The 21939-nt window shown below is 61.2% G+C and carries 18 protein-coding genes; 11 read left to right on the top strand and 7 right to left on the bottom strand.

Annotation, left to right across the window (positions count from 1 at the left end; all coding sequences use genetic code 11):
- Nucleotides 1-18: 18 nt before the first annotated feature.
- Both AB4N85_RS20910 and AB4N85_RS20905 read right to left on the bottom strand, forming a co-directional pair.
- On the bottom strand, nt 19-1587 hold the full coding sequence (locus tag AB4N85_RS20910) for a phospholipase D family protein (protein WP_217864871.1): 1569 nt from the start codon (nt 1585-1587) through the stop codon (nt 19-21).
- Between the two features lie 61 nt (nt 1588-1648).
- Entirely contained in the window at nt 1649-3070 is a 1422-nt protein-coding gene (locus tag AB4N85_RS20905) for an aminotransferase-like domain-containing protein (protein ID WP_041476641.1), read from the bottom strand.
- 175 nt (nt 3071-3245) lie between these two features.
- Between AB4N85_RS20905 and AB4N85_RS20900 the strand changes: the two genes are divergently transcribed.
- Nucleotides 3246-3488, top strand: a complete 243-nt coding sequence (locus AB4N85_RS20900; RefSeq protein WP_041476642.1) for a DUF1127 domain-containing protein — start codon at nt 3246-3248, stop codon at nt 3486-3488.
- A gap of 120 nt (nt 3489-3608) precedes the next feature.
- Here the strand turns inward: AB4N85_RS20900 and AB4N85_RS20895 are convergent, their stop codons facing one another.
- Nucleotides 3609-4919: an NAD(P)/FAD-dependent oxidoreductase gene (locus AB4N85_RS20895; RefSeq protein ID WP_252868467.1), complete on the bottom strand. Its 1311-nt coding sequence runs from the start codon at nt 4917-4919 to the stop codon at nt 3609-3611.
- 146 nt (nt 4920-5065) lie between these two features.
- Between AB4N85_RS20895 and AB4N85_RS20890 the strand changes: the two genes are divergently transcribed.
- A complete protein-coding gene (locus tag AB4N85_RS20890; protein WP_095181431.1) occupies nt 5066-5419 on the top strand; it encodes a YkgJ family cysteine cluster protein in 354 nt (117 codons plus the stop codon).
- A 120-nt stretch (nt 5420-5539) separates the two neighbouring features.
- Here AB4N85_RS20890 and AB4N85_RS20885 read toward each other — a convergent pair whose 3' ends face one another.
- Nucleotides 5540-6028, bottom strand: coding sequence for an Lrp/AsnC ligand binding domain-containing protein (locus AB4N85_RS20885; protein WP_010465173.1), 489 nt, complete (start codon nt 6026-6028; stop codon nt 5540-5542).
- A 153-nt stretch (nt 6029-6181) separates the two neighbouring features.
- On the opposite strand from AB4N85_RS20885, the gene dadA reads away from it, so the two are divergent.
- The 6 genes from dadA (at nt 6182) to AB4N85_RS20855 (ending at nt 12303) form a co-directional block, all read left to right on the top strand.
- Nucleotides 6182-7486, top strand: coding sequence for a D-amino acid dehydrogenase (gene dadA, locus AB4N85_RS20880; RefSeq protein ID WP_056791607.1), 1305 nt, complete (start codon nt 6182-6184; stop codon nt 7484-7486).
- Nucleotides 7458-7811 (top strand): RidA family protein, encoded by a 354-nt coding sequence (locus AB4N85_RS20875; protein WP_041476645.1) that lies wholly within the window; start codon nt 7458-7460, stop codon nt 7809-7811. The genes dadA and AB4N85_RS20875 overlap by 29 nt, the downstream gene beginning before the upstream one ends.
- Nucleotides 7812-7904: 93 nt before the next feature.
- A complete protein-coding gene (gene alr, locus AB4N85_RS20870) occupies nt 7905-8978 on the top strand; it encodes an alanine racemase (protein ID WP_252869575.1) in 1074 nt (357 codons plus the stop codon).
- A gap of 88 nt (nt 8979-9066) precedes the next feature.
- Nucleotides 9067-9615 (top strand): cupin domain-containing protein, encoded by a 549-nt coding sequence (locus AB4N85_RS20865; protein ID WP_016772566.1) that lies wholly within the window; start codon nt 9067-9069, stop codon nt 9613-9615.
- 181 nt (nt 9616-9796) lie between these two features.
- Complete coding sequence (locus AB4N85_RS20860; RefSeq protein WP_039757383.1) at nt 9797-10210, top strand: c-type cytochrome; 414 nt, start codon at nt 9797-9799, stop codon at nt 10208-10210.
- A gap of 170 nt (nt 10211-10380) precedes the next feature.
- Complete coding sequence (locus AB4N85_RS20855) at nt 10381-12303, top strand: acetyl-CoA hydrolase/transferase C-terminal domain-containing protein (RefSeq protein ID WP_252868466.1); 1923 nt, start codon at nt 10381-10383, stop codon at nt 12301-12303.
- Nucleotides 12304-12434: 131 nt separating this feature from the next.
- Here the strand turns inward: AB4N85_RS20855 and AB4N85_RS20850 are convergent, their stop codons facing one another.
- Both AB4N85_RS20850 and rep read right to left on the bottom strand, forming a co-directional pair.
- Nucleotides 12435-13007 carry a xanthine phosphoribosyltransferase gene (locus tag AB4N85_RS20850; protein WP_016772573.1) on the bottom strand — a complete coding sequence of 191 codons (573 nt, stop codon included), beginning with the start codon at nt 13005-13007 and terminating at the stop codon, nt 12435-12437.
- A gap of 57 nt (nt 13008-13064) precedes the next feature.
- Entirely contained in the window at nt 13065-15074 is a 2010-nt protein-coding gene (gene rep / locus AB4N85_RS20845) for a DNA helicase Rep (RefSeq protein ID WP_016772574.1), read from the bottom strand.
- 272 nt (nt 15075-15346) lie between these two features.
- On the opposite strand from rep, the gene AB4N85_RS20840 reads away from it, so the two are divergent.
- The gene (locus AB4N85_RS20840) at nt 15347-17020 is read left to right on the top strand and encodes a putative bifunctional diguanylate cyclase/phosphodiesterase (protein WP_056791613.1); all 1674 of its coding nucleotides are present in this window, start codon (nt 15347-15349) and stop codon (nt 17018-17020) included.
- A 128-nt stretch (nt 17021-17148) separates the two neighbouring features.
- Here AB4N85_RS20840 and AB4N85_RS20835 read toward each other — a convergent pair whose 3' ends face one another.
- Nucleotides 17149-18543: a NorM family multidrug efflux MATE transporter gene (locus tag AB4N85_RS20835; protein WP_056791616.1), complete on the bottom strand. Its 1395-nt coding sequence runs from the start codon at nt 18541-18543 to the stop codon at nt 17149-17151.
- Between the two features lie 160 nt (nt 18544-18703).
- Here AB4N85_RS20835 and AB4N85_RS20830 point away from each other — a divergent pair, with 160 nt between their 5' ends.
- Together AB4N85_RS20830 and AB4N85_RS20825 are read left to right on the top strand one after the other, a co-directional pair.
- Nucleotides 18704-19624 carry a LysR substrate-binding domain-containing protein gene (locus tag AB4N85_RS20830; RefSeq protein ID WP_016772577.1) on the top strand — a complete coding sequence of 307 codons (921 nt, stop codon included), beginning with the start codon at nt 18704-18706 and terminating at the stop codon, nt 19622-19624.
- A 187-nt stretch (nt 19625-19811) separates the two neighbouring features.
- Nucleotides 19812-21788 (top strand): methyl-accepting chemotaxis protein, encoded by a 1977-nt coding sequence (locus AB4N85_RS20825; protein ID WP_016772578.1) that lies wholly within the window; start codon nt 19812-19814, stop codon nt 21786-21788.
- Nucleotides 21789-21939: the final 151 nt, after the last annotated feature.

Genomic DNA, 21939 nt, shown 5'->3' with positions numbered 1-21939 from the left:
GGCTGCGATCTTTGCTTTTTACAGCATCCGCTCCAGGCCGACGCTGGTGCTGAACCATGAGTTGAAGCGCCGCCACCAGCTCCCCGGTTCTTTGGTCAGGGTATGCATCTGGCCGTTGTCCTCGGTGACCCAGACGACCTTGCCGTCCTCGAGTTTCGCCTGATAACTCAAGGTTGGCGCCATGCCTTGCAGTGCCAGTGCGCGCACATGCTCGGCCAGTTCCGGGCTGTCCACCAGGACGCCGACCTCGGTGTTCCACAGCACCGAGCGCGGGTCGAAATTGAACGAGCCGATAAACGATTTGCGTCGATCAAAGATCATCGCCTTGCTGTGCAGGCTGGAATCCGAGCCGCGAAACGACTTGCTGTAGAACACGCGTGGCCCGCTGCCGTAGTTATCCCCAGGCTGGCGGCGCAACTCATAGAGTTTCACCCCGTGTTCAAGCAACGCCTTGCGATAGGGCGCGTAACCGCCATGCACCGCCGGCACGTCAGTGGCCTCCAGTGAATTGGTCAGCAGGCTCACGGAGACCCCGGCATCGGCGCGCCCGGTCAGATAGACCAGCCCTGGCTGACCCGGCACGAAGTAGGCGGAAATCATGATCAGCTCTTTGCTGACGCCGGTCAGTTCCGGCGCCAGTTGCGTGGTCAGCAGCAGATGCGGATCGGGTTCGCCCTTGGACAGGACCTTGCTCGGCGCATCCCACAAGGCCTGGTTCCAGGCCCAGATCAGCTCTCTGCGCCAGATGTCCATGCGCGGGTCGGTGGTGAACTTCATCAACTGCTGATACAGCGCGTGGTTCTGCTTGCGGGTTTCTTCCAGCGACTCTTCCAGGCGCGTGCGCGTGTTTTGCAGGTCGGCGGCGGTCGGTTGGCTGGAGAGGAATTCGTCGATCGGCTTGCTCAGCGCGCTGTTCCAGTACTGGTCGAAACTGTGCCCGAGCTGCTCGGCCACCGGGCCGATGCTGAGCATGTCGATGTCGGTGAAATTCAGGTTGGCTTCGGCATCGAAATATTCATCGCCCAGATTGCGCCCGCCGACGATAGCCGCGCTGTTGTCCGCCAGCCACAACTTGTTGTGCATGCGCCGGTGCTGCACGGACAGATTGAACAGTCGTCCGGCCGCACGCGTAACGCCGGTGCTGCGTCCCAGGTGCAACGGATTGAACAAACGAATCTGGATCTGCGGATGTGCCGCAAGGGTGGCGATGATCTGGTCGAGGCCGTCGCTGGTGGTGTCATCGAGCAGGATGCGCACGCGCACGCCACGGTCGGCAGCCTTGAGCACTTCCTCCACCAGCATCCGCGTGCTGATGCCGTCGTGGACGATGTAGTACTGCAAATCGAGGCTGACCTGCGCATGACGAATCAGCTCGGCGCGGGCGGTAAACGCCTCGCCGCTGTCCGAGAGCAGGCGAAACCCCGACTGCCCTTTGTAGGGCGCGGCCTGAGCCTGAATCGAACGGCCGAAGCTGGAGTCCGACGCCGGCAGGGCCTGGCTTGGTTCGCGCGGCACATCAAGGCTGGCGCAGCCGCTGAGGAACGAGGCGAGTATCAGTAAAGCGAGTAAGGGCTGTCTGAAGCTCACGTAGGGTCGTTCCGGTTGGCGGCTGAGGTCGGCAATTTGGACGCCGGGCGCGCAAAAAAGGTCAGTCGGTCTCGGCGAGTAATTTGATTGCCGCAGCGCCGACTTTGCGCACCGCTTCTTCGATTTGCGCTGTTGGTTTGGCAGCGTAGTTCATCCGTAAACAATTGCGGTACTTGCCCGAGGCGGAAAAGATGCTGCCAACGGCAATCTGTACGCCCTGATCGTGCAGCGCGCGATTCAGTTTCAGCGTGTCGAAACCTTCCGGCAGCTCCACCCAGAGCATGAAGCTGCCCTGCGGGCGACTGGCGCGGGTGCCGGCCGGGAAATAGCGCGTCACCCAGTCGATCATCGCGTCACGATTGCGTTGGTACTGCATGCGCATACGCCGCAAGTGCGGCTCGAAATGGCCGGCCTTGATGAATTCGGCGATGGCGATCTGCGGTTGTGGCGCGGTGGAGCCGGTGCTGATGTATTTCATGTGCAGCACTCGCTCCAGATATCGGCCCGGCGCCACCCAGCCGATGCGCAGCCCCGGCGCCAGGGTCTTGGAGAACGAGCTGCAGAGCAACACGCGGCCGTCTTCGTCGAAGGATTTGATCGTACGCGGGCGCGGGTAGGTATAGGCCAGCTCGCCATACACATCATCTTCGATGATCGCCACGTCGAAACGCTGGGCGAGCGTCAACAACGCGCGTTTGCGCGACTCGGGCATGACGTAGCCGAGCGGGTTGTTGCAGTTGGGCGTGAGCTGAATGGCCTTGATCGGCCACTGTTCCAGCGCCAGTTCCAGGGCGTCGAGGCTGATCCCGGTGAGCGGATCGGTGGGAATCTCCAGGGCTTTCATGCCCAGGCCTTTGAGGGTCTGCATGGCGCCGTGGAAACTCGGCGAGTCCACCGCGACGATGTCGCCCGGCTCGCAGATCGCATGGATGCTGGTGGACAGCGCTTCGTGGCAGCCAGTGGTGATCACCAGATCGCTGGCGCTCAACTGGCAGCCGGAATCGAGCATCAGCCGTGCGATCTGTTCGCGCAGTTCGAGGTTGCCGTGGATGTTGTCGTAATACAGACCAGGCATGTCCTGCCGCCGACTGATTCGCGCCAGCCCGCGCAGCAGCGGCTTCATGGTCGGCGAGCCGACATCGGGCATGCCCCGACCCAATTGCACGACGTCCTTGCGCGGTACGGCGCGAATGAGTTCCAGCACCTGATCCCATTGCGAAATCTCTACCGGCCGTTGCGCGGGGCGGCCTACTGCGGGCAGCTCCGGCAATTCGCGTCCGACGGGGACAAAATAGCCGGACTTGGGTTTTGGCGTGGCCAGACCGCTGTCTTCTAGCACGCGATACGCCTGCTGCACCGTGCTCAGACTGACTCCGTGTTCGACGCTCAAGGCACGCACCGACGGCAAGCGGTCGCCGGGACGATAGAAGCCTTGTTCGATGCGGGTGCCGAGCAATTCGGCGAGGTTTACATACAGAGTCATGGTGGCCTCGGTGCGACTTGGTGAAAACCAGTACAGATGCGGCAAAAATCAATCATTCAGTCGGCGAATCGGCAAATCTGTATGGATTTAATACTGGTTCTTTGAGTCTGTAATGGTTTTGCTCGCCCGCGCATCATGGAATCTCTGGCTACCCAAGTAAACAGGAGCAACGAAAATGAACGGCTTGAGCGATGTGCGGCTGACGTTACACAGTCAGGAACTGGCGGCAGGGCAAAAGGACAACGCGCGCAATCTGCTGCGTAACGCGCCGTCCGGCCTCAGTCGCTGGGATCTGTTCTGGCATCGTCTGCACACGCGCAAGGCATTGCTCGGCCTGACACCGGAGCAGCTCAAGGATGTCGGGTTGACGCGGGAGCAGGCAAGGGAGGAGGGGTTGAAGCCGTTCTGGCGGATATGAATACCACAGATCGTTCCCACGCTCTGCGTGGGAACGCCGCCCCGGACGCTCTGCGTCCGCGGTGACGCAGAGCGTCACTGGATGCATTCCCACGCGGAGCGTGGGAACGATCCTGATTCGTCAGACCAACTCTTTCAGCCGATGCCACAACATCCCCAACGCCAACAACGGCGAGCGCAAGTGCTTGCCGCCGGGGAAGGTGATGTGCGGTACCTTGGCGAACAGATCAAAGCCGCCGCCATGCTGCCCGCTGATTGCTTCGGCAAGCAGCTTGCCGGCCAGATGTGTGGCATTCACCCCGTGGCCCGAATAAGCCTGGGCGTAATACACGTTCGGCTGGTCGGCGAGCCGGCCAATCTGCGGCAAGCGGTTGGCACCGATGCCGATCATCCCGCCCCACTGATAATCGATTTTCACCCCGGCCAGTTGCGGGAACACTTCAAGCATCTTCGGTTGCATATAGGCGCCGATGTCTTTCGGATCGCGTCCCGAGTAATGACATGCGCCGCCAAACAACAAGCGTCGATCCGCCGAGAGCCGGTAGTAATCCAGCGCCACCCGCTGATCGCAGACCGCCATGTTCTGCGGCAGCAGGTTGTGCGCCTGCTCTGCGCTCAACGGTTCGGTGGCGATGATGTAGCTGCCGGCGGGCAGGACCTTGCCGCTCAGTTGCGGGTTGAGGTCATGGAGATAGGCATTGCAGCCCAACACCAGAGTCTTCGCCCGCACCGAGCCCTGCGCCGTGTGCACCTTAGCTTCGGGGCCGTAATCGATGCGCGTCACTGCCGATTGCTCGAACAACTGCACGCCCAGTTGCTGCGCCGCTGCCGCTTCGCCCAGCGCCAGATTCAGCGGGTGCAGATGCCCGGAGCCCATGTCGATCAAGCCGCCGACATAGCGTTTGGAGCCGACCACAGTGTGCATTTCACTGGCCTGCAACAGACGGGTTTCGTAGCGATAACCCAGGCTGCGGAGTTCTTCGGCATCTTCGGCGAAACCGTCGAGATCGGAAGGTTTGTTGGCGAGGTCGCAGTAGCCCCAGGTCAGATCGCAGGCAATGCCGAAACGCTCGACGCGCTGGCGGACAATCTCCACCGCTTCCAGGCCCATGAGTTTCATTTCGCGCACGCCCTCGGCACCGATGACATTGGCGAACTGATCAAGGCCGTGACCGACACCGCGAATCAACTGCCCGCCGTTGCGACCGCTGGCGCCCCAGCCGATCCGGTGCGCTTCCAGCAACACTACGCTGAAACCGCGTTCGGCCAGTTCCAGCGCCGTGTTCAACCCGGAAAAGCCACCGCCGACCACGCAGACATCCGCCACCACCTCGCCTTGCAGCACGGGATGGTCAGGCTGCGGCAGGCTGCTGGCGGCGTAATAAGAGGCAACGTGGGGTTGGCTCGCGGTGGTCGGGGCGCGGGCGGTCATGGGCATCATCCAACGGCTGAGTGTCGAGAAAATTTGACGGAGCATAAGCCGCGCGCCCGAACGTGGGCAACATCGGTCGGCCTGCGGTGTCTGGATCCGGACTTTTGCGGCACAATCATCAGCCCGCCACTTTGGTCAACGTTTCGATGAGCTGCAACAGCCAGAAAATCCGCAACTTGCGTCAGCAGATCCCCACGTTCGACTGCGTGCCGGGCTGCCACGACTGCTGCGGCCCGGTGACCACGTCGCCCGAGGAAATGGCCCGGCTGCCGCGCAAATCCCGGGCCGAGCAGGATGCCGCGCTGGAAGAACTCAACTGTGTGCACCTGGGGCCGAATGGCTGCACGGTGTATGAAGAGCGGCCGCTGATCTGTCGATTGTTTGGTACGACCAAGACCCTGCCGTGCCCGAACGAGCGGCGGCCGGTGGAGTTGATACATCCACGGGTCGAGAAGCAGATTTTCGAGTACATGGCGGCGAATCGGCAGGTGTTGGTTTAAGTGATCGTTCCCACGCTCTGCGTGGGAACGCCTCTTCGGACGCTCCGCGTTCGGCCTTTGGGACGCAGAGCGTCCCGGGCTGCATTCCCACGCAGAGCGTGGGAACGATCATTGCGGTGATCAGTCCGGAATCGGCAGGCAAAGGCTCTCTTTCACCTCTTCCATGACGATATAGCTCTTCGATTCACGCACATGCGGCAGCTTCAACAGAATGTCGCCGAGCAGTTTGCGGTACGAGGCCATCTCGGAAATCCGCGCTTTCACCAGATAGTCGAAATCCCCTGACACCAAATGGCACTCCAGCACATGCGGCAGCTTCAGCACCGCGCGTCTGAATTCTTCGAATGTGTCGCCGGATTTGTAGTCGAGGCTGATCTCGACAAACACCAGCAAGCTACCCTTCAAGTGCTGCGGATTGAGCCGGGCGTTGTAGCCCATGATGATCCCCTCGCGCTCCAGGCGCCGCACGCGCTCGGTGCAGGGCGTGGTCGAGAGACCGACCTTTTCCCCGAGTTCGGTAAAGGAAATCCGCCCGTCCGCCTGGAGGATGCGCAGGATGTTGCGGTCGATCTTGTCCAGCTCACGTTTGGTCTGAGTGTTGGTACGCATAGGGGATGCGCCTCCGTGAAAAGGGTTTTTGCCGAGAATAGTCGCCAAATATAGGCGCTTATATAGTGAAAAGCACTGGCATTTCTTTTTTACACTGCGCCCATCATTGCTCTAACAAACAGTTCGGCGAAAAGCCGCGATGAGGGATTGAAAATGCGCGTCATGGTCTTGGGTAGCGGCGTCATCGGTACCGCCAGTGCTTACTATCTGGCCCGTGCCGGGTTTGAAGTGGTGGTGGTCGACCGGCAGCCTGCTGCGGCCATGGAGACCAGTTTCGCCAACGCCGGCCAGGTCTCGCCGGGTTACGCCTCGCCGTGGGCTGCGCCGGGCGTGCCGCTCAAGGCCATCAAGTGGCTGCTGCAACGCCACGCGCCGCTGGCGATCAAAGCCACTGCCGACATCGACCAATACCTGTGGATGGCGCAAATGCTGCGCAACTGCACCGCCAGCCGTTACGCGGTGAACAAGGAGCGCATGGTGCGTCTGTCCGAGTACAGCCGCGACTGCCTCGATGAATTGCGCGCCGAAACCGGTATCGCCTACGAAGGCCGCAGCCTCGGCACCACGCAGTTGTTCCGTACTCAGGCGCAACTGGATAACGCCGCCAAAGACATCGCCGTGCTGAAAGAATCCGGCGTGCCCTTTGAAGTCCTCGACCGCGCCGGCATTGCCCGCGTCGAACCGGCTCTGGCAGGCGTAACTGACATTCTCGCTGGCGCGCTGCGTCTGCCCAATGACCAGACCGGCGACTGCCAGATCTTCACCACCCGTCTCGCCGAAATGGCGCGCAAGCTCGGTGTGGAATTCCGTTTCGGCCAGGACATCCAGAGGCTCGATTACGCCGGTGACCGCATCAACGGTGTGTGGATCGACGGCAAGCTGGAAACTGCGGATCGCTACGTACTGGCGCTGGGCAGCTACTCGCCGCAGTTGCTCAAGCCGCTGGGCATCAAGGCCCCGGTGTATCCGCTCAAGGGCTACTCGCTGACCGTGCCGATCACCAATCCGGACATGGCGCCGACCTCGACCATTCTCGACGAGACCTACAAGGTCGCGATCACCCGCTTCGACAACCGCATCCGCGTCGGCGGCATGGCCGAGATCGCCGGTTTTGACCTGTCGCTGAACCCGCGTCGGCGCGAAACCCTGGAGATGATCGTCAACGACCTTTATCCTCAGGGCGGCAATCTGGCCGAAGCGAGTTTCTGGACCGGCCTGCGTCCGACCACGCCGGACGGTACGCCGATCGTTGGCGCCACGCCGTTCAAGAACCTGTTCCTCAACACCGGTCACGGTACGCTCGGCTGGACCATGGCTTGCGGTTCCGGCCGTTTGCTCGCCGACCTGATGGCGAAGAAAAAGCCGCAGATCAGCGCCGAAGGCCTCGATATTTCCCGTTACGGCAACCAGACCCAGGAGTCCGCAAAACATGTCAATCCAGCGCCAGCTCACCAATGAGCGCATGAGTCAGATCGTCAGCCACAACGGCACCGTGTATCTGGCCGGGCAGGTCGGCGACGACTTTGACGCCGGAATTGAACAGCAGACCCGCGAGGTGCTCGCCAATATCGAGCGCCTGCTCGATCTGGCCGGGACGGACAAGCAGCATCTGTTGTCGGCGACGATCTACCTGAACGACATTGAAGCGCACTTCGCCGGGATGAACGCGGTGTGGGACCAGTGGCTGCCAAAAGGCGCCGCACCGGCCCGTGCCACCGTCGAAGCGAAGATGGCCAAGCCAAGCATTCTGGTGGAGATATCCATCGTCGCCGCGCTGCCATAACGTTTTACAGATCCCTCTCCCGGTGCTGTTGGCGGTTCACGTCGTCAGTCAGCGCCGGTTTTTCTTCCCATGACCGCCCAGAAGTCTGCCGCCATGCGTCCTGCCCGTGCCCTGATCGACCTTCAAGCCCTGCGCCACAACTACCGAATTGCCCGCGAAGTCACCGGCGCCAAGGCGCTCGCCGTGATCAAGGCAGACGCCTACGGCCATGGCGCGGTACGTTGCGCCCAGGCGCTGGAAGCCGAGGCTGACGGGTTTGCGGTGGCCTGCATTGAAGAAGCACTGGAGCTGCGTTCCGCCGGGATTCGCGCACCGGTATTGCTGCTGGAAGGCTTCTTCGAAGCTGACGAGCTGGCGTTGATCGTCGAGCATGATTTCTGGTGCGTGGTGCATTCGCTGTGGCAGCTCGAAGCGATCGAACAGGCAGTCCTGAGCAAACCGATCACGGTGTGGCTCAAGCTCGATTCCGGCATGCACCGCGTCGGCCTGCATCCGAAAGATTATCCGGCGGTCTATCAACGTCTGCTGGCCAGCGGCAAAGTCGCGAAAATCGTGTTGATGAGCCACTTCGCCCGCGCTGATGAACTGCATGCGCAAAGCAGCGCCGAGCAGGTCGCGGTGTTCGAAGCGGCGCGTCAGGGTCTGGCGGCGGAAGTCAGCCTGCGCAACTCGCCAGCCGTGCTCGGTTGGCCAGAAATCCAAAGCGACTGGGTACGCCCGGGCATCATGCTCTACGGCGCGACCCCCTTCGAAGAAGTCAACGCCGTGGCCGAACGCCTGCAACCGGTGATGACCCTCGAATCGAAAGTCATCAGCGTGCGTGAATTGCCGGCCGGCGAACCGATCGGTTATGGCGCCAGATTCATCACCGACAAGCCGATGCGCATCGGCGTGGTCGCCATGGGTTACGCCGACGGTTACCCGCGTCAGGCGCCGACCGGCACGCCGGTGCTGGTGGCCGGCAAACTCAGCCGCCTGCTGGGGCGTGTGTCGATGGACATGCTCTGCATCGACCTGACCGACATACCGGAAGCGGGCCTCGGTTCCAACGTCGAACTGTGGGGCAAAAACATCCTCGCCAGCGATGTGGCGAAGTGGGCCGATACCATCCCGTATCAGATCTTCTGCAACCTGAAACGTGTGCCAAGGCTCTATTCCGAGGGTTGACGCCGCTGCGGGGGCCAAGTGTTGTAAATACTGAACGCTGTCGCCATGATAACGCTCAATATTCTTACAACATCAGGAGGCTCCCGCCTTGGACGTCGGTGAACGACTGCAATCGATCCGCAAGCTCAAAGGGCTTTCCCAGCGTGAACTCGCCAAACGCGCGGGCGTCACCAACAGCACCATTTCGATGATCGAAAAGAACAGCGTCAGCCCTTCGATCAGTTCGCTGAGAAAGGTGCTCGGCGGCATTCCCATGTCGATGGTCGAGTTCTTTTCCGAAGAGATCCTGCAGGACCAGCCGACCCAGATCGTCTACAAGGCCAATGAGCTGATCGACATCTCCGACGGCGCCGTGACCATGAAACTGGTCGGCCGCGCCCACCCGAGCCGCGCCATCGCCTTCCTCAACGAAATCTACCCGCCGGGCGCCGACACTGGCGAAGAAATGCTCACCCACGAGGGCGAGGAAACCGGAATTCTGGTCGAAGGCCGCCTCGAACTGGTGGTGGGTCTGGAAACTTTTATCCTCGAAGCCGGCGACAGCTACTATTTTGAAAGTACCAAGCCGCATCGTTTCCGTAACCCGTTCGACGTGCCGGCGCGACTAATCAGCGCAGCCACGCCGGCGAATTTCTAAGCAGAAGGCGCCAAGCCAATACGGCAAAGGCCCCAGAACCGTTTTACCGATGGGCAACAAGACCCCTCTAACCATGGGGTTGTTTCAGTACAGCGGCCTACCCGCTATACTTGCGCCCGCCTGCGAACCGTGGCCGCAGGCGTGAATAGCCACCATTGAGGGTGAACGCGTGAACCTAATTATGAAAATGCTGGCTGCACCAGCAACCGTACTGGCCCTCTGGGCTGTCAGCGCTCAAGCTGCGACAAATGACGACATCGCCAAACGCCTCGAGCCCGTCGGCCAGGTGTGTGTTCAAGGGCAGGAATGCAAGGGTATGGAAGTGGCTGCTACCGCTGGCGGTGGCGGCGGAGCAAAGGCCCCTAAAGACGTGATCGCCAAGCACTGCAACGCTTGTCACGGCACGGGCCTGCTCGGCGCGCCGAAGATCGGCGACAAGGCAGCCTGGAAGGAGCGGGCCGATCATCAGGGTGGTCTGGACGGCATCCTCGCCAAGGCCATCACCGGCATCAACGCCATGCCGCCAAAAGGCACCTGCGCCGATTGCTCCGATGAAGAGCTCAAGGGCGCGATCAAAGAGATGTCCGGTCTGTAATCAGCGCCGGCTTTGAAAAAAAACCGTCTTCGGACGGTTTTTTTGTGTCTGTGGTTTCTGGTTTCCGATTCATTCAGGCCCTGATCCCTCCAAACCAAACACTGTCCTTTGCAGCAAACTCAAGGCAATCTCGGTCTACCCCTATCAATAGAACGGGCGGGAGGCTTCAGATGGTGCAGTTGTGTTCGATCGAACAGGCGGTGGACGACGTGCTGGCGCGTTTGCCTGCGCACATCCACATGGGCCTGCCGCTGGGGTTGGGCAAGCCGAATCACTTCGTTAACGCGCTATACCGGCGCATCAAGGACCTGCCCGAGCGGCAGCTGACGATCTATACCGCGCTGTGCCTCGGTCGGCCGAATCTGGGCGATGGGTTGCAGAAGCGCTTTATCGAGCCTTTCGTCGAACGCGTGTTTGGTGATTATCCGGAGTTTGATTTTCTCGCCGATCTCCAGCATGACAGCCTGCCCGCCAACATCCGAATCCAACAGTTCTTCATGCAGCCGGGCAGTCTGCTCAACAGCGCGCCGGCGCAGCAGGATTACGTCAGCAGCAATTACAGCCATGCTGCCCGCGACATCAATGCGGCGGGCCTGAACCTTGTGGCGCAACTGCTGGCCAGCAACAGTGAGCATCCCGATCGTCTGAGCCTGAGCTGCAACCCGGACATCACCCTCGACCTGCTGCCGATGATCGCCAAGCGCCGCGAAGCGGGGGAGACCATTGTGCTGGTCGGCCAGGTCCATACGGATCTGCCGTACATGCCCGGCGATGCGGAAGTCGATATCGACACGTTTGATCTGCTGATCGACGAAAAGGACAGCAGCACGCTGTTTTCCACGCCGAATATGCCGGTGGGCTTTCAGGATCATTTCATTGGTTTGCACGCCAGTGCGCTGGTGCGCGATGGCGGTACATTGCAAATTGGTATCGGCTCGATGGGGGATGCGTTGACTGCTGCGCTACTCGCGCGGCAGGCCGATAACGCCGGCTATCAGGCGGTGCTCGATGACATCAACCTCAGCCAATGGGCGCAATTGATTCAGCGCGAGGGCGGCACCGCGCCATTTGCCAAAGGCCTCTACGGTTGCAGCGAGATGTTCGTCAACGGGCTGCTGGTTTTGGCGGATGCCGGGATCATCCGGCGCAAGGTCTATCCGGATGTGCCGACCCAAGAGCACGCCAACGCCGGCAGCCTAGATGAAGCGGCACAGCCTGACGGTATCTGCGTCCACGGCGGCTTCTTCCTCGGCCCGCGCAGCTTTTATGAACGGCTGCGCGAGTTGCCGCAAAGCAAGCTGCTGGAATTCAACATGACCCGTATCAGCTACATCAACGAGCTGTACGGCCAGGAAGAGCTCAAGCGCTTGCAGCGCATCGATGCGCGCTTCATCAACACCGTGTTCACCATGACTCTGCTCGGCGCCGGCGTGGCTGATCAATTGGCAGACGGACGCGTGCTCAGCGGGGTTGGCGGCCAGTACAACTTTGTTGCTCAGGGCCATGCGCTGGAGGGCGCGCGATCGATGTTGATCCTGCGCAGCTGGCGCGAATCGGGCGGCGAGGTCAATTCCAATATCGTCTGGGACTACGGCCACTGCACGATCCCGCGGCACCTGCGCGACATCGTCGTCACCGAGTACGGCATCGCCGACCTGCGCGGTAAGTCCGACGCGGCGGTGATTGAAGCGCTGCTCAATATCAGCGATTCGCGCTTCCAGCCGGGGCTGATCGAACAGGCGCAGAAAGTCGGCAAGCTGCCAAAGGATTTCCGTATCGATCCACGGTTTGCCGATAACACACCGCAACGCTTGCAGGCGATTGCCGCGCGACATCCGAACCTGTTTCCGGAGTATCCGCTGGGCTGTGATTTCACTGTGATCGAACGGGATCTGCTGCGGGCGCTGAACTGGCTGAAGAGCAAGTTCAAGCTGACGGAGATTCTGGAATTGGGCAAGGCAGCGCTGGATGCGCCGGAGGCCTCAACGTTCCCGGAACACCTTGAGCGGATGCAGCTGACCAATCCGGAGGGCCTGAAGGAGGACCTTTTCCAACGCCTGCTGCTCACAGGCCTCAAAGCTACCGCGCAATAACTGCCCACACCAGAACCCACTGTGGGAGCGAGCCTGCTCGCGAAAGCGGTGTGTCATTCACTCAACAGGGTGACTGACACAATGCATTCGCGAGCAGGCTCGCTCCCACAGGGGAAACTCGGTGCCGCTGGTTACTCGATGAAGGTAACGACGCCATCCTTCAGCGATTGCACCCGGGCCAGGGACTCAACGCGGTAGCCCTGCGAGTCCAGTTCGGCGCGGCCGCCCTGGAACGACTTCTCGATGACGATGCCCAGACCGGCAACGGTGGCGCCGGCCTGTTTGATGATCGAGATCAGCGCTTGCGAGGCCTTACCGTTGGCCAGGAAGTCGTCGATGATCAGCACGCGGTCGCTGCTGGTCAGGTGGCGCGGGGAGATGGCCACGGTGCTTTCGGTCTTCTTGGTGAACGAGTAGACGGTCGCCGAGAGCAGGTTTTCAGTCAGGGTCAGCGACTGTTGCTTGCGGGCGAAGATCACCGGCACGCCGAGGTTCAGACCGGTCATGATCGCCGGGGCGATGCCTGAGGCCTCGATGGTGACGATCTTGGTGATCCCGGAATCCTTGAACAGCGCGGCGAATTCGTCACCGATGAGCTTCATCAGGGCCGGGTCGATCTGGTGGTTCAGGAAAGCGTCGACTTTCAGGACCTGATCGGAAAGCACGATGCCTTCTTCGCGGATTTTTTTGTGCAGTGCTTCCACAACAGCTTCCTCTGTTGGCGCGATGGGCGCCGAAGGTAGATTAAAAAGTAGTCGATTCTAGCGCTTTAACATCGCGCGTATATCGGCCAATGCGCTATTGCCACGCACGGCTTTGACTTCAGTCGGGGTGTCGTCGTTGCCTTCCCAGGCCAGATCGTCCGGCGGCAGCTCATCCAGAAAGCGACTCGGCGCGCAGTCGATGATTTCACCGTACTGCTTGCGCTTGGCAGCGAAGGTGAATGCCAGGGTCTGGCGGGCGCGGGTGATGCCCACGTAGGCCAGGCGACGCTCTTCTTCGATGGTGTCGGCTTCGATGCTGGAACGGTGCGGGAGGATTTCCTCTTCCATGCCCATGATGAACACGTAAGGAAATTCCAGCCCTTTGGACGCATGCAGCGTCATCATCTGCACACCTTCGGCACCGTCCTCTTCTTCCTGCTGGCGCTCAAGCATGTCACGCAGCACCAGTTTGCCGATGGCGTCCTCGACGGTCATTTCGCCGTCTTCGTCTTTCTCGAGGGTGTTTTTCAACGCCTCGATCAGGAACCAGACGTTGCCCATGCGGTAGTCCGCCGCCTTGTCGCTGGAGCTGTTGGTGCGCAGCCAGTTCTCGTAATCGATGTCCATGACCATGCTGCGCAGCGCAGAGATCGGATCTTCGCCGGCGCACTGCTCGCGGACCTTGTCCATGAAGCGCTTGAAGCGCGCCAGGCGATCGGTGAAGCGGCTGTCGAGATGTTCGCCCAGACCGATTTCGTCGGTGGCGGCGTACATCGAGATCTTGCGCTCGGTGGCGTAGTTGCCGAGCTTTTCCAGGGTGGTCGAGCCGATCTCGCGACGCGGCACGTTGATCACGCGCAGGAAGGCGTTGTCGTCATCCGGATTGACGATCAGGCGGAAGTAAGCCATCAGGTCCTTCACTTCCTGGCGACCGAAGAAGCTGTTGCCGCCGCTCAGGCGATACGGCACCTGGTGGTGTTGCAGCTTCAGTTCGATCAGCTTGGCCTGATAGTTACCGCGATAAAGAATGGCGAAATCGCTGTACGGGCGGTCGGTGCGCAAGTGCAGGCTGAGGATTTCCATGGCCACGCGCTCGGCTTCGGCGTCCTCGTTGCGGCAGCGGATCACGCGGATCTCGTCGCCGTGGCCCATCTCGCTCCACAGCTGTTTTTCGAATTCGTGCGGGTTGTTCGAGATCAGCACGTTGGCGCAGCGCAGGATGCGGCTGGTGGAGCGGTAGTTCTGCTCGAGCATGACCACTTTCAAGGACGGATAGTCGTCCTTGAGCAGCATCAGGTTTTCCGGGCGCGCGCCACGCCAAGCGTAGATCGACTGGTCATCGTCGCCCACCACGGTGAACTGGTTGCGCTTGCCGATGAGCATCTTCACCAACAGATACTGGCTGGCGTTGGTGTCCTGGTATTCGTCGACGAGCAGGTACCGCACCTTGTTCTGCCACTTTTCGAGAATGTCGGCGTGTTCTTCGAAGAGCTTTACCGGCAGCAGGATCAGGTCATCGAAGTCCACCGCGTTGAACGCCTTGAGCGTGCGCTGGTAGTGGGTGTAGACGATCGCGGCGGTCTGTTCCTTGGGATTGCGCGCGTTTTCCAGGGCCTGAGCGGGCAGGATCAGGTCGTTTTTCCAGGCGCCGATCATGTTCTTGATCTCGTCGACGCCGTCGTCGCCTGCGTATTCCTTCTGCATGATGTCGGTCATCAGGGCTTTGACGTCGGTCTCGTCGAAGATCGAGAAACCGGGTTTGTAGCCCAGCCGCGCATGCTCCTTGCGGATGATGTTCAGGCCCAGGTTGTGGAAGGTGCAGACGGTCAGGCCACGCCCTTCGCCGGCACGCAACAGGGTGCCGACCCGCTCTTTCATCTCGCGCGCGGCCTTGTTGGTAAAGGTCATGGCGACGATGTACTGGGCGCGAATGCCGCAGTTCTGGATCAGGTGCGCGATCTTGCGCGTGATCACGCTGGTCTTGCCGGAGCCAGCACCGGCGAGCACCAATAGAGGGCCGCCGACGTAGTTCACGGCTTCTTGCTGCCGGGGATTGAGTCGGGACATACGAAAATTCGGGAGTCGTTGACGAAATGGGCCGGCATTTTAACAGGCTCAGCGATTTCTGCTGCTCTGTCCGACTTGTGACGCAGCACGCGATTCAGATTTGCCGGTTTTGTTACTTTCACGCAGGATACGCGGGGATTTTGCGGCTAATGTTCTCATTCGTGACACAAAATAACGTTTCGATGCCGTTGTCATCAGACAACGCATTGGTCATTGTTCAGCACACCGGCATAATGCCCCGCCTACATCATTGCAGAGTCTAGGGAGTCAGCTTGTCTACGCCTGTCGAACCCTTGCGTTTGCTGCTACTGGCCGAAGAGCCAGCGTGGACAGCGTTGTTGCGTGAGTGTCTGGCTCCGATGGGGAGCGCGGCGGTGCTGATCAGTGCGCCGAACTGGGATTCGGTCAGCCGCCTGTTCGAGGACAACCGCCACGCGGTACTGCTGACCCTGCCAGCGTTGCAACCGCCGCCCGGTCGCTGCAGCCTGCCGACCGTTCTGCTGCTGGAGCACGAACCGGCCACTGCGCCGGTCGGTGTCAGCGACTGGCTGGTATTCGACGCCCTCGATGCCGGCATGCTCCAGCGTTGCCTGCGCCATGTGCGCGAGCGCGGCGTGCTGGAAAACACTCTCCAGCGCCTTGCCGAACAGGACCCGCTGACTGGCATCGCCAATCGCCAGGGCTTTCAGACCCTGCTTACTGCGCGTCTTGCCGAAGGCGACGGTCGCGGCCTCGCCCTCGGCCATCTCGATCTCGACAACTTCCGCCATGCCAACGATGCCCTTGGTCATCAGGCCGGCGATCGCTTGATCCTGCAAGTGGTCGCGCGGCTGAAAAGTCAGCTGGAGGCCGGCGATCAACTGGCACGGCTGGGCAGCGATGAATTCGCTCTGCTGATCGATACCCGCCGCGCGCCGCAACGCGCCGAGTGGATGGCCGAACGTATCACTGAGGCGTTGGCCGAACCTTATTGGGTCGACGGCGAGAGCCTGCTGATCGGCTCCAGCCTTGGCATCGCCCATGCCCGCGCCAATGGCGGCGCCGATCCACTGATGTGGCACGCCCATATCGCCATGCAGCAGGCCAAGAGCACACAGGGCTGCACTTTTCATATCTTCAACGAACGCATCAACCGCAACGCGCGGAGCATGGCCGACCTCGAAAGCGAGCTGCGCCGGGCCTTGCGCCGCGATGAGCTGGAACTGCATTACCAGCCACGCCTGAATCTTGAGGACGGCCAGATTGTCGGCCTCGAAGCGCTGGTGCGCTGGCGTCATGGCGAGCGCGGTCTGTTGCCACCGAGCGAGTTCGTCCCGCTGGCCGAGCAGAGCGGTCTGATCGTGCCATTGGGTTACTGGGTGATTTCCCGCGCCTTGCGCGATATGCAGGCCTTGCGCGAGCAGGGGCTGCCGGCGCTGCACATGGCGATCAACCTGTCGTTCCGCCAGTTTCAGGACAGCCAGTTGCTGCCGACACTCAGCCGTCTGATTGCCGAGCGCGGCGTCGAGGCGCAGTGGCTGGAATTCGAACTGACCGAAACCGCGGTAATGCGGCGCAGCGATCTGGTCAAACAGACCATGGATGCGCTCGGCCGCCTCGGTGTGCGCTTCTCCCTGGACGATTTCGGCACCGGGTTTTCGTCGTTCGTGCACCTCAACAGCCTGCCCATCACATTGCTGAAGATCGACAAGAGTTTTGTCGGCGGCATGGAACAGCGCGAAGAGAACCGCAAACTGGTGCACGCGATGATCAACCTCGCGCACAACCTGCATCTGGAAGTGGTCGCCGAGGGCGTCGAGACGCCGGAGCAACTGGAGTTGTTGCGCGGGTTCGGCTGCGATCAGGTGCAGGGTTATCTGATCAGCCGGCCGTTGCCGCTGGATGAGCTGGTGGAATATCTGACGTCTGGATCGAACCAGCAGCCGGCCCTGGAAATCGTCGGTTGATCACAATTGTTGCGGCCGGCGCAAATCCCCGTGGGAGCGAGCCTGCTCGCGAAGGCGTTATGTCAGCTGGATGATCTGGGCCTGACACTCGGTCTTCGCGAGCAGGCTCGCTCCCACAAAGGAAAACCTCATTCGGCCTGGGGGATGTTGAAACCTTGAGCTTGCGGCTCGCGCCGAATCATCCGCTGCATCTTCCATTCGAACGCCAGCGTCAGGCTCACCGCCGCGCACGCCAGGCCCAACGCCAGACCCCACCAGACACCCGTCGGCCCCCAGTTGAGGTGGAACGCCATCCACCACGCCGCCGGTGCGCCAATCAGCCAATAGCAAGCCAGTCCGACCAGAAATGTGGTTTTGGCATCCTTGAGCCCACGAATGCAGCCCATGGCAATCGTCTGCGTGCCGTCGAACAGCTCGAACCACGCCGCTACGGCCAGCAGGCTCACCGCCAGACGGATCACCTCGGCAAACGCCGGGTCATTATGGTCCAGGAACAGGCCGACCAACTGGTTCGGCCACAGCCAGAACACCAGGGCGAAGCCGAGCATCACCACGGCGCCGAAAGCGATACCGACACGCCCGGACATCCGTGCATCGACCAGTTGCCCGGCGCCGTAGTGTTGGCCGACGCGCATGGTGATGGCATAGGACATCCCGGCCGGGACCATGAAGGCCACCGACACGATCTGCAGGGCGATCTGATGCGCACCCATTTGCGTACTGCCCATGGTGCCCATGCACAACGCGGCAAAGGCAAACAGCCCGACTTCCACCGCATAGGTGCCGCCAATCGGCAGGCCCAGGCGCCAGAGTTCTTTCAGGTATTGCCGGTTCGGCCGCGACAGACCGGCGCGCAACGGATAAGCGTCATAGGCCGGATGCCGGCGGATATGCCAGGCCAGCGCCAGTGCCATGCAGTTGGCGACAATCGCCGTGACCAGACCGATGCCGGTCAGACCCAGCTGCGGCAGGCCGAACATGCCGGTAATCAGCGCGTAGTTGAGCAGGAAGTTGGCCACCGTGCCGGCGAGGCTGATGACCATCACTGGCGTCGCCCGGCCGATTGCACTGGTAAAGCCGCGCAGCGCCATGAAGCTCAGATAACCGGGCAGGGCGAAGGGCAGGGCGATGAGGAATTGCCCGGCGGCGTTGACGTTGGTTTCGGTCTGGCCAAACAGCAGCAACACCGGTTTGAGGTTCCACAACAGCAGCCCGGCGCCGAGGGCCATCAGCCAGGCCAGCCACAACCCGGCCTGGGTCAGGCGCGCGGCACCGATGATGTCGCCGGCACCCTGACGGATCGCCACCAGAGTGCCGACCGCTGCAATCACGCCGATGCAGAAAATCGACACGAACGAGTAGCTCGCCGCACCGAGGCCGCCCCCGGCCAGCGCCTCGGGGCTCAGGCGCGCCATCATCAGAGTATCGGTCAGCACCATCAGCATGTGCGCCAACTGCGAAGCAATCAGCGGCCCCGCCAGCCGCAGAATGGCCCAGAGTTCGGTACGCACAGGATGCTGCATGGTCATCACCACCCAAATATCAGAGGAAGCAGAAGAGCGTCGATTCTCGGCGCTTGGCAGGCTTTGCACAAAGGGATAAAAAGGATGGGTGGCATGATTAATACTCATCCTGAAACGTACCCGCCGAATTGGCTACATCCCCGCTACTGGAGCTTTTTGTATGTCCCGACGCCTTCCGCCGTTGTATGCCCTGCGCGCATTCGAAGCGGCAGCGCGACACAGCTCGTTCACCCGCGCGGCGGAAGAATTGTCGATCACCCAGAGCGCGGTCAGTCGGCACATGCGCACCCTTGAAGAACACTTCGCCTGCCGGCTGTTTCATCGCAGCGGGCGCAACCTGCAACTGACCGAATCGGCACGGCTGCTGCTACCCGGAATCCGCGAAGGCTTCGCCGCCCTCGAGCGCGCCTGCAATACCTTGCGCGCCGAGGACGACATCCTGCGCATGAAAGCGCCATCGACCCTGACCATGCGTTGGCTGCTGGCGCGGTTGAGTCGCTTCCGCCATTTGCAGCCGGGCAATGAGGTGCAATTGACCAGCGCATGGATGGATATCGATTCGGTGGACTTCAACAATGAACCGTTCGATTGCGCGGTGTTGCTCAGTGACGGGCATTTCCCGCCGGACTGGGAAGCGAGCCTGCTGTTTCCCGAGGAATTGATCCCGGTCGGCGCGCCGAACCTGCTCAATGATCAACCTTGGGATGTAGCGCGTCTGGCAGCTGCTGAACTGCTGCACCCGACCCCGGATCGCCGCGACTGGCGCAGTTGGCTGGAGCGCATGGGCCTGTCCGATCAGGTTTCGCTCAAGGGCGGGCAAGTGTTCGATACGCTGGAGCTGGGCATGATCGCGGCGGCGCGCGGCTACGGCGTTTCGATGGGGGATCTGTTGATGGTTGCCGAAGATGTTGCGCAAGGGCGCTTGAGCCTGCCGTGGCCTACGGCCGTCGCCAGTGGCCTGAATTATTACCTGGTCTGGCCAAAGCCGCGCCCGGGAGGTGAACGTTTGCGCCGTCTCAGCGATTTTCTCCAAGGCGAAGTCCGTGCCATGCAATTGCCGGCGGTAGAGCGCTTGAGCTGAAACGTTCGAGCCGGCACAATGCCACTACTGCGCCATACCCACGCAATCCGCTCAAGTATTCGGATTTTCCGCCGACTACGAGCATGTGGAACCGTCGTGCCGGTTCCGCGCTACCCCCATTATTAGAATATTTTCCGGGCAATTACCGCGATCAAGGAGGATTCGGTGGCTCGGCCAGGAGCTGTTCATGTCTCAACCTCGTGCTCGGATCGCCTCGCAGCTGGGCCTTGCCCTTGCTGTGATACTGGCGATAGTCATCAGCGGCAGTACGGTGTTCGCCTTGCGTTCGCTGGATTCCGCCAACCTCGCCACCCGTGAAGAGCATCTGGCCAGTGAGGCCCGGCTGCTGGCCGATCAGCTGAGTACCTTCCACGGTACGCTGCGCGAAAGCACCCTGCGCCTGAGCGGGCTGTTCGAAAAGCGCTTCGGCAGTGGTTTGAGTGTGCACCCCGATCAGCCAGTGACCGTGGCCGGCGTGCAGACTCCGGGCCTGCATCTGGGCAACGAGGTGCTGAACAACAACTTCAAGGAAGTTGACGAGTTCAAGCAGATGACCGCTGGTGTGGCCACGGTATTCGTGCGCAGCGGCGAAGACTTCATCCGCGTTAGCACCAACGTCAGCAAGCAGGACGGCACCCGTGCCATCGGCACCGTGCTCGATCATGCCAACCCGGCGTACGCGAAGTTGATGGCGGGGCAGAGTTATGTCGGCCGCTCGTTGCTGTTCGAGCGCTACTACATGTCGCAGTACACCCCGGTGCGCGATGCGGGCGGCAAGATCATCGCCGTGCTGTACGTCGGCTTCGACTACACCGATGCGCAGAACGCGCAGTTCGCCAATCTCAAGCGCTTCCGCATTGGCAAGACCGGCTCGCTGGCGCTGCTCGACGAGCAGAACAAATGGCTGGTGCCGATTGCCGGCGTCGAAAACCTGGATCAAGCCGCCCCGACCATCAACAACCTGGTGAAAACCCCGGGCAAGGGTGAGTTCTGGAGCGACAAGGGTGAGGACTTCTACAGCATCGCCGTGCCGTTCGAAGGTGGCCCGTGGTCGGTGGTGGCGAGCATGCCGAAAGCCGAGATCCGCGCGGTGACCTGGAGTGTCGGTACGCAACTGGCGATCGGCAGCCTGCTGGCGATGTTGCTCGCGGTCGGTTCCGTGGTCTGGCTGCTGCGCAGCAAACTTGCACCGCTGGGCGATCTGGTGCGTCAGGCCGAAGCCTTGGGCGCGGGTGATCTGAGTGTGCGGCTGAACGTATCGAGCCACGATGAAATCGGTCAGCTGTCCCGCGCGTTCAACCAGATGAGCCAGGCGCTGTCGACCATGGTCGAGCACATCCGCCGCGCTTCGGAAGAGGTCAACAGCCGTGCGCAGGCGCTGTCCGGTTTGTCCGGTGGTGCTTACGAAGGCATGGAGCAACAGTCGGGCGAAATCACCAGCATGGCCGGCGCCGTGGAAGAGTTCAGCGCGACGTCGCTGAACATTGCCGACAACATGGGCGCGACCCAGCGCTTGGCGCAGGAAAACGCTCAGCAGACCCAGATCGGCCGCAGCTCGATGGAAGAAGCGTCGTCGTCGCTGGAGCAGATCGCTGGCGCGCTGAACAGCACCGCCAGCGTGATCAACACGCTGGGGCAGCGCTCTCAGGAAATCGGCGGGATTGTCGGCGTGATCACTTCGATCGCCGAGCAGACCAACCTGTTGGCACTTAACGCTGCCATCGAAGCCGCTCGTGCCGGTGAACAAGGTCGCGGTTTTGCCGTGGTCGCGGACGAAGTGCGCAGCCTCGCCTCGCGTACCCGTCAGGCGACCGATGAAATCTCCAGCATGATCCACAGCATCCAACAGGAAACCGGCAACGCGATCAGCACCATGGAACAGGGCAATGTGCTGATGCAGGAAGGCCTGTCGCGCAACGCCAATGTCGCCTCGGCACTGGCGCGGATCGATGAGCAGAGCCGTTCGGCAGGCCAGCAGTTCGCCGCGATCACCACCGCCACTCAGGAACAAAGCAGCACTGCGACGTTGCTGAGCAGCAATTTGCAGAGCATCGCACTGGCCAACAGTGAGCAGCGTGAGGTTGTGTCGAACCTGGCTGTCACCGCGAAAGAGCTGGAGAAACTGGCGGCGGATCTGCGTTCCGAGGTTGATCGCTTCCGCTGATGTGTCGTTGAAACAGTTTTCGCGAGCAAGCTCGCTCCCACAGTTTCCGCGGTCGTTCACAAATCGTGTGAGCAGCCGAAAATCCGGTGGGAGCGAGCTTGCTCGCGAATGCTCCGGCACAAACCGGTTTTTGCACTTGCTGAAACGTTTC

Source organism: Pseudomonas sp. H1_G08 (assembly GCF_054681355.1).
Note: the sequence above shows the minus strand (reverse complement) of the source record. Positions and strands in the feature narration are given on the sequence as shown.

Excerpts from the sequence above, each read along its gene's own strand:
- AB4N85_RS20905 (WP_041476641.1), bottom strand. The coding sequence starts at position 3,070 with ATGACTCTGTATGTAAACCTCGCCGAATTGCTCGGCACCCGCATCGAA.
- AB4N85_RS20900 (WP_041476642.1), top strand. The coding sequence starts at position 3,246 with ATGAACGGCTTGAGCGATGTGCGGCTGACGTTACACAGTCAGGAACTG.
- AB4N85_RS20895 (WP_252868467.1), bottom strand. The coding sequence starts at position 4,919 with ATGACCGCCCGCGCCCCGACCACCGCGAGCCAACCCCACGTTGCCTCT.
- AB4N85_RS20890 (WP_095181431.1), top strand. The coding sequence starts at position 5,066 with ATGAGCTGCAACAGCCAGAAAATCCGCAACTTGCGTCAGCAGATCCCC.
- AB4N85_RS20885 (WP_010465173.1), bottom strand. The coding sequence starts at position 6,028 with ATGCGTACCAACACTCAGACCAAACGTGAGCTGGACAAGATCGACCGC.
- dadA (WP_056791607.1), top strand. The coding sequence starts at position 6,182 with ATGCGCGTCATGGTCTTGGGTAGCGGCGTCATCGGTACCGCCAGTGCT.
- AB4N85_RS20875 (WP_041476645.1), top strand. The coding sequence starts at position 7,458 with ATGTCAATCCAGCGCCAGCTCACCAATGAGCGCATGAGTCAGATCGTC.
- alr (WP_252869575.1), top strand. The coding sequence starts at position 7,905 with ATGCGTCCTGCCCGTGCCCTGATCGACCTTCAAGCCCTGCGCCACAAC.
- AB4N85_RS20860 (WP_039757383.1), top strand. The coding sequence starts at position 9,797 with ATGAAAATGCTGGCTGCACCAGCAACCGTACTGGCCCTCTGGGCTGTC.
- AB4N85_RS20855 (WP_252868466.1), top strand. The coding sequence starts at position 10,381 with ATGGTGCAGTTGTGTTCGATCGAACAGGCGGTGGACGACGTGCTGGCG.
- rep (WP_016772574.1), bottom strand. The coding sequence starts at position 15,074 with ATGTCCCGACTCAATCCCCGGCAGCAAGAAGCCGTGAACTACGTCGGC.
- AB4N85_RS20835 (WP_056791616.1), bottom strand. The coding sequence starts at position 18,543 with ATGCAGCATCCTGTGCGTACCGAACTCTGGGCCATTCTGCGGCTGGCG.
- AB4N85_RS20830 (WP_016772577.1), top strand. The coding sequence starts at position 18,704 with ATGTCCCGACGCCTTCCGCCGTTGTATGCCCTGCGCGCATTCGAAGCG.
- AB4N85_RS20825 (WP_016772578.1), top strand. The coding sequence starts at position 19,812 with ATGTCTCAACCTCGTGCTCGGATCGCCTCGCAGCTGGGCCTTGCCCTT.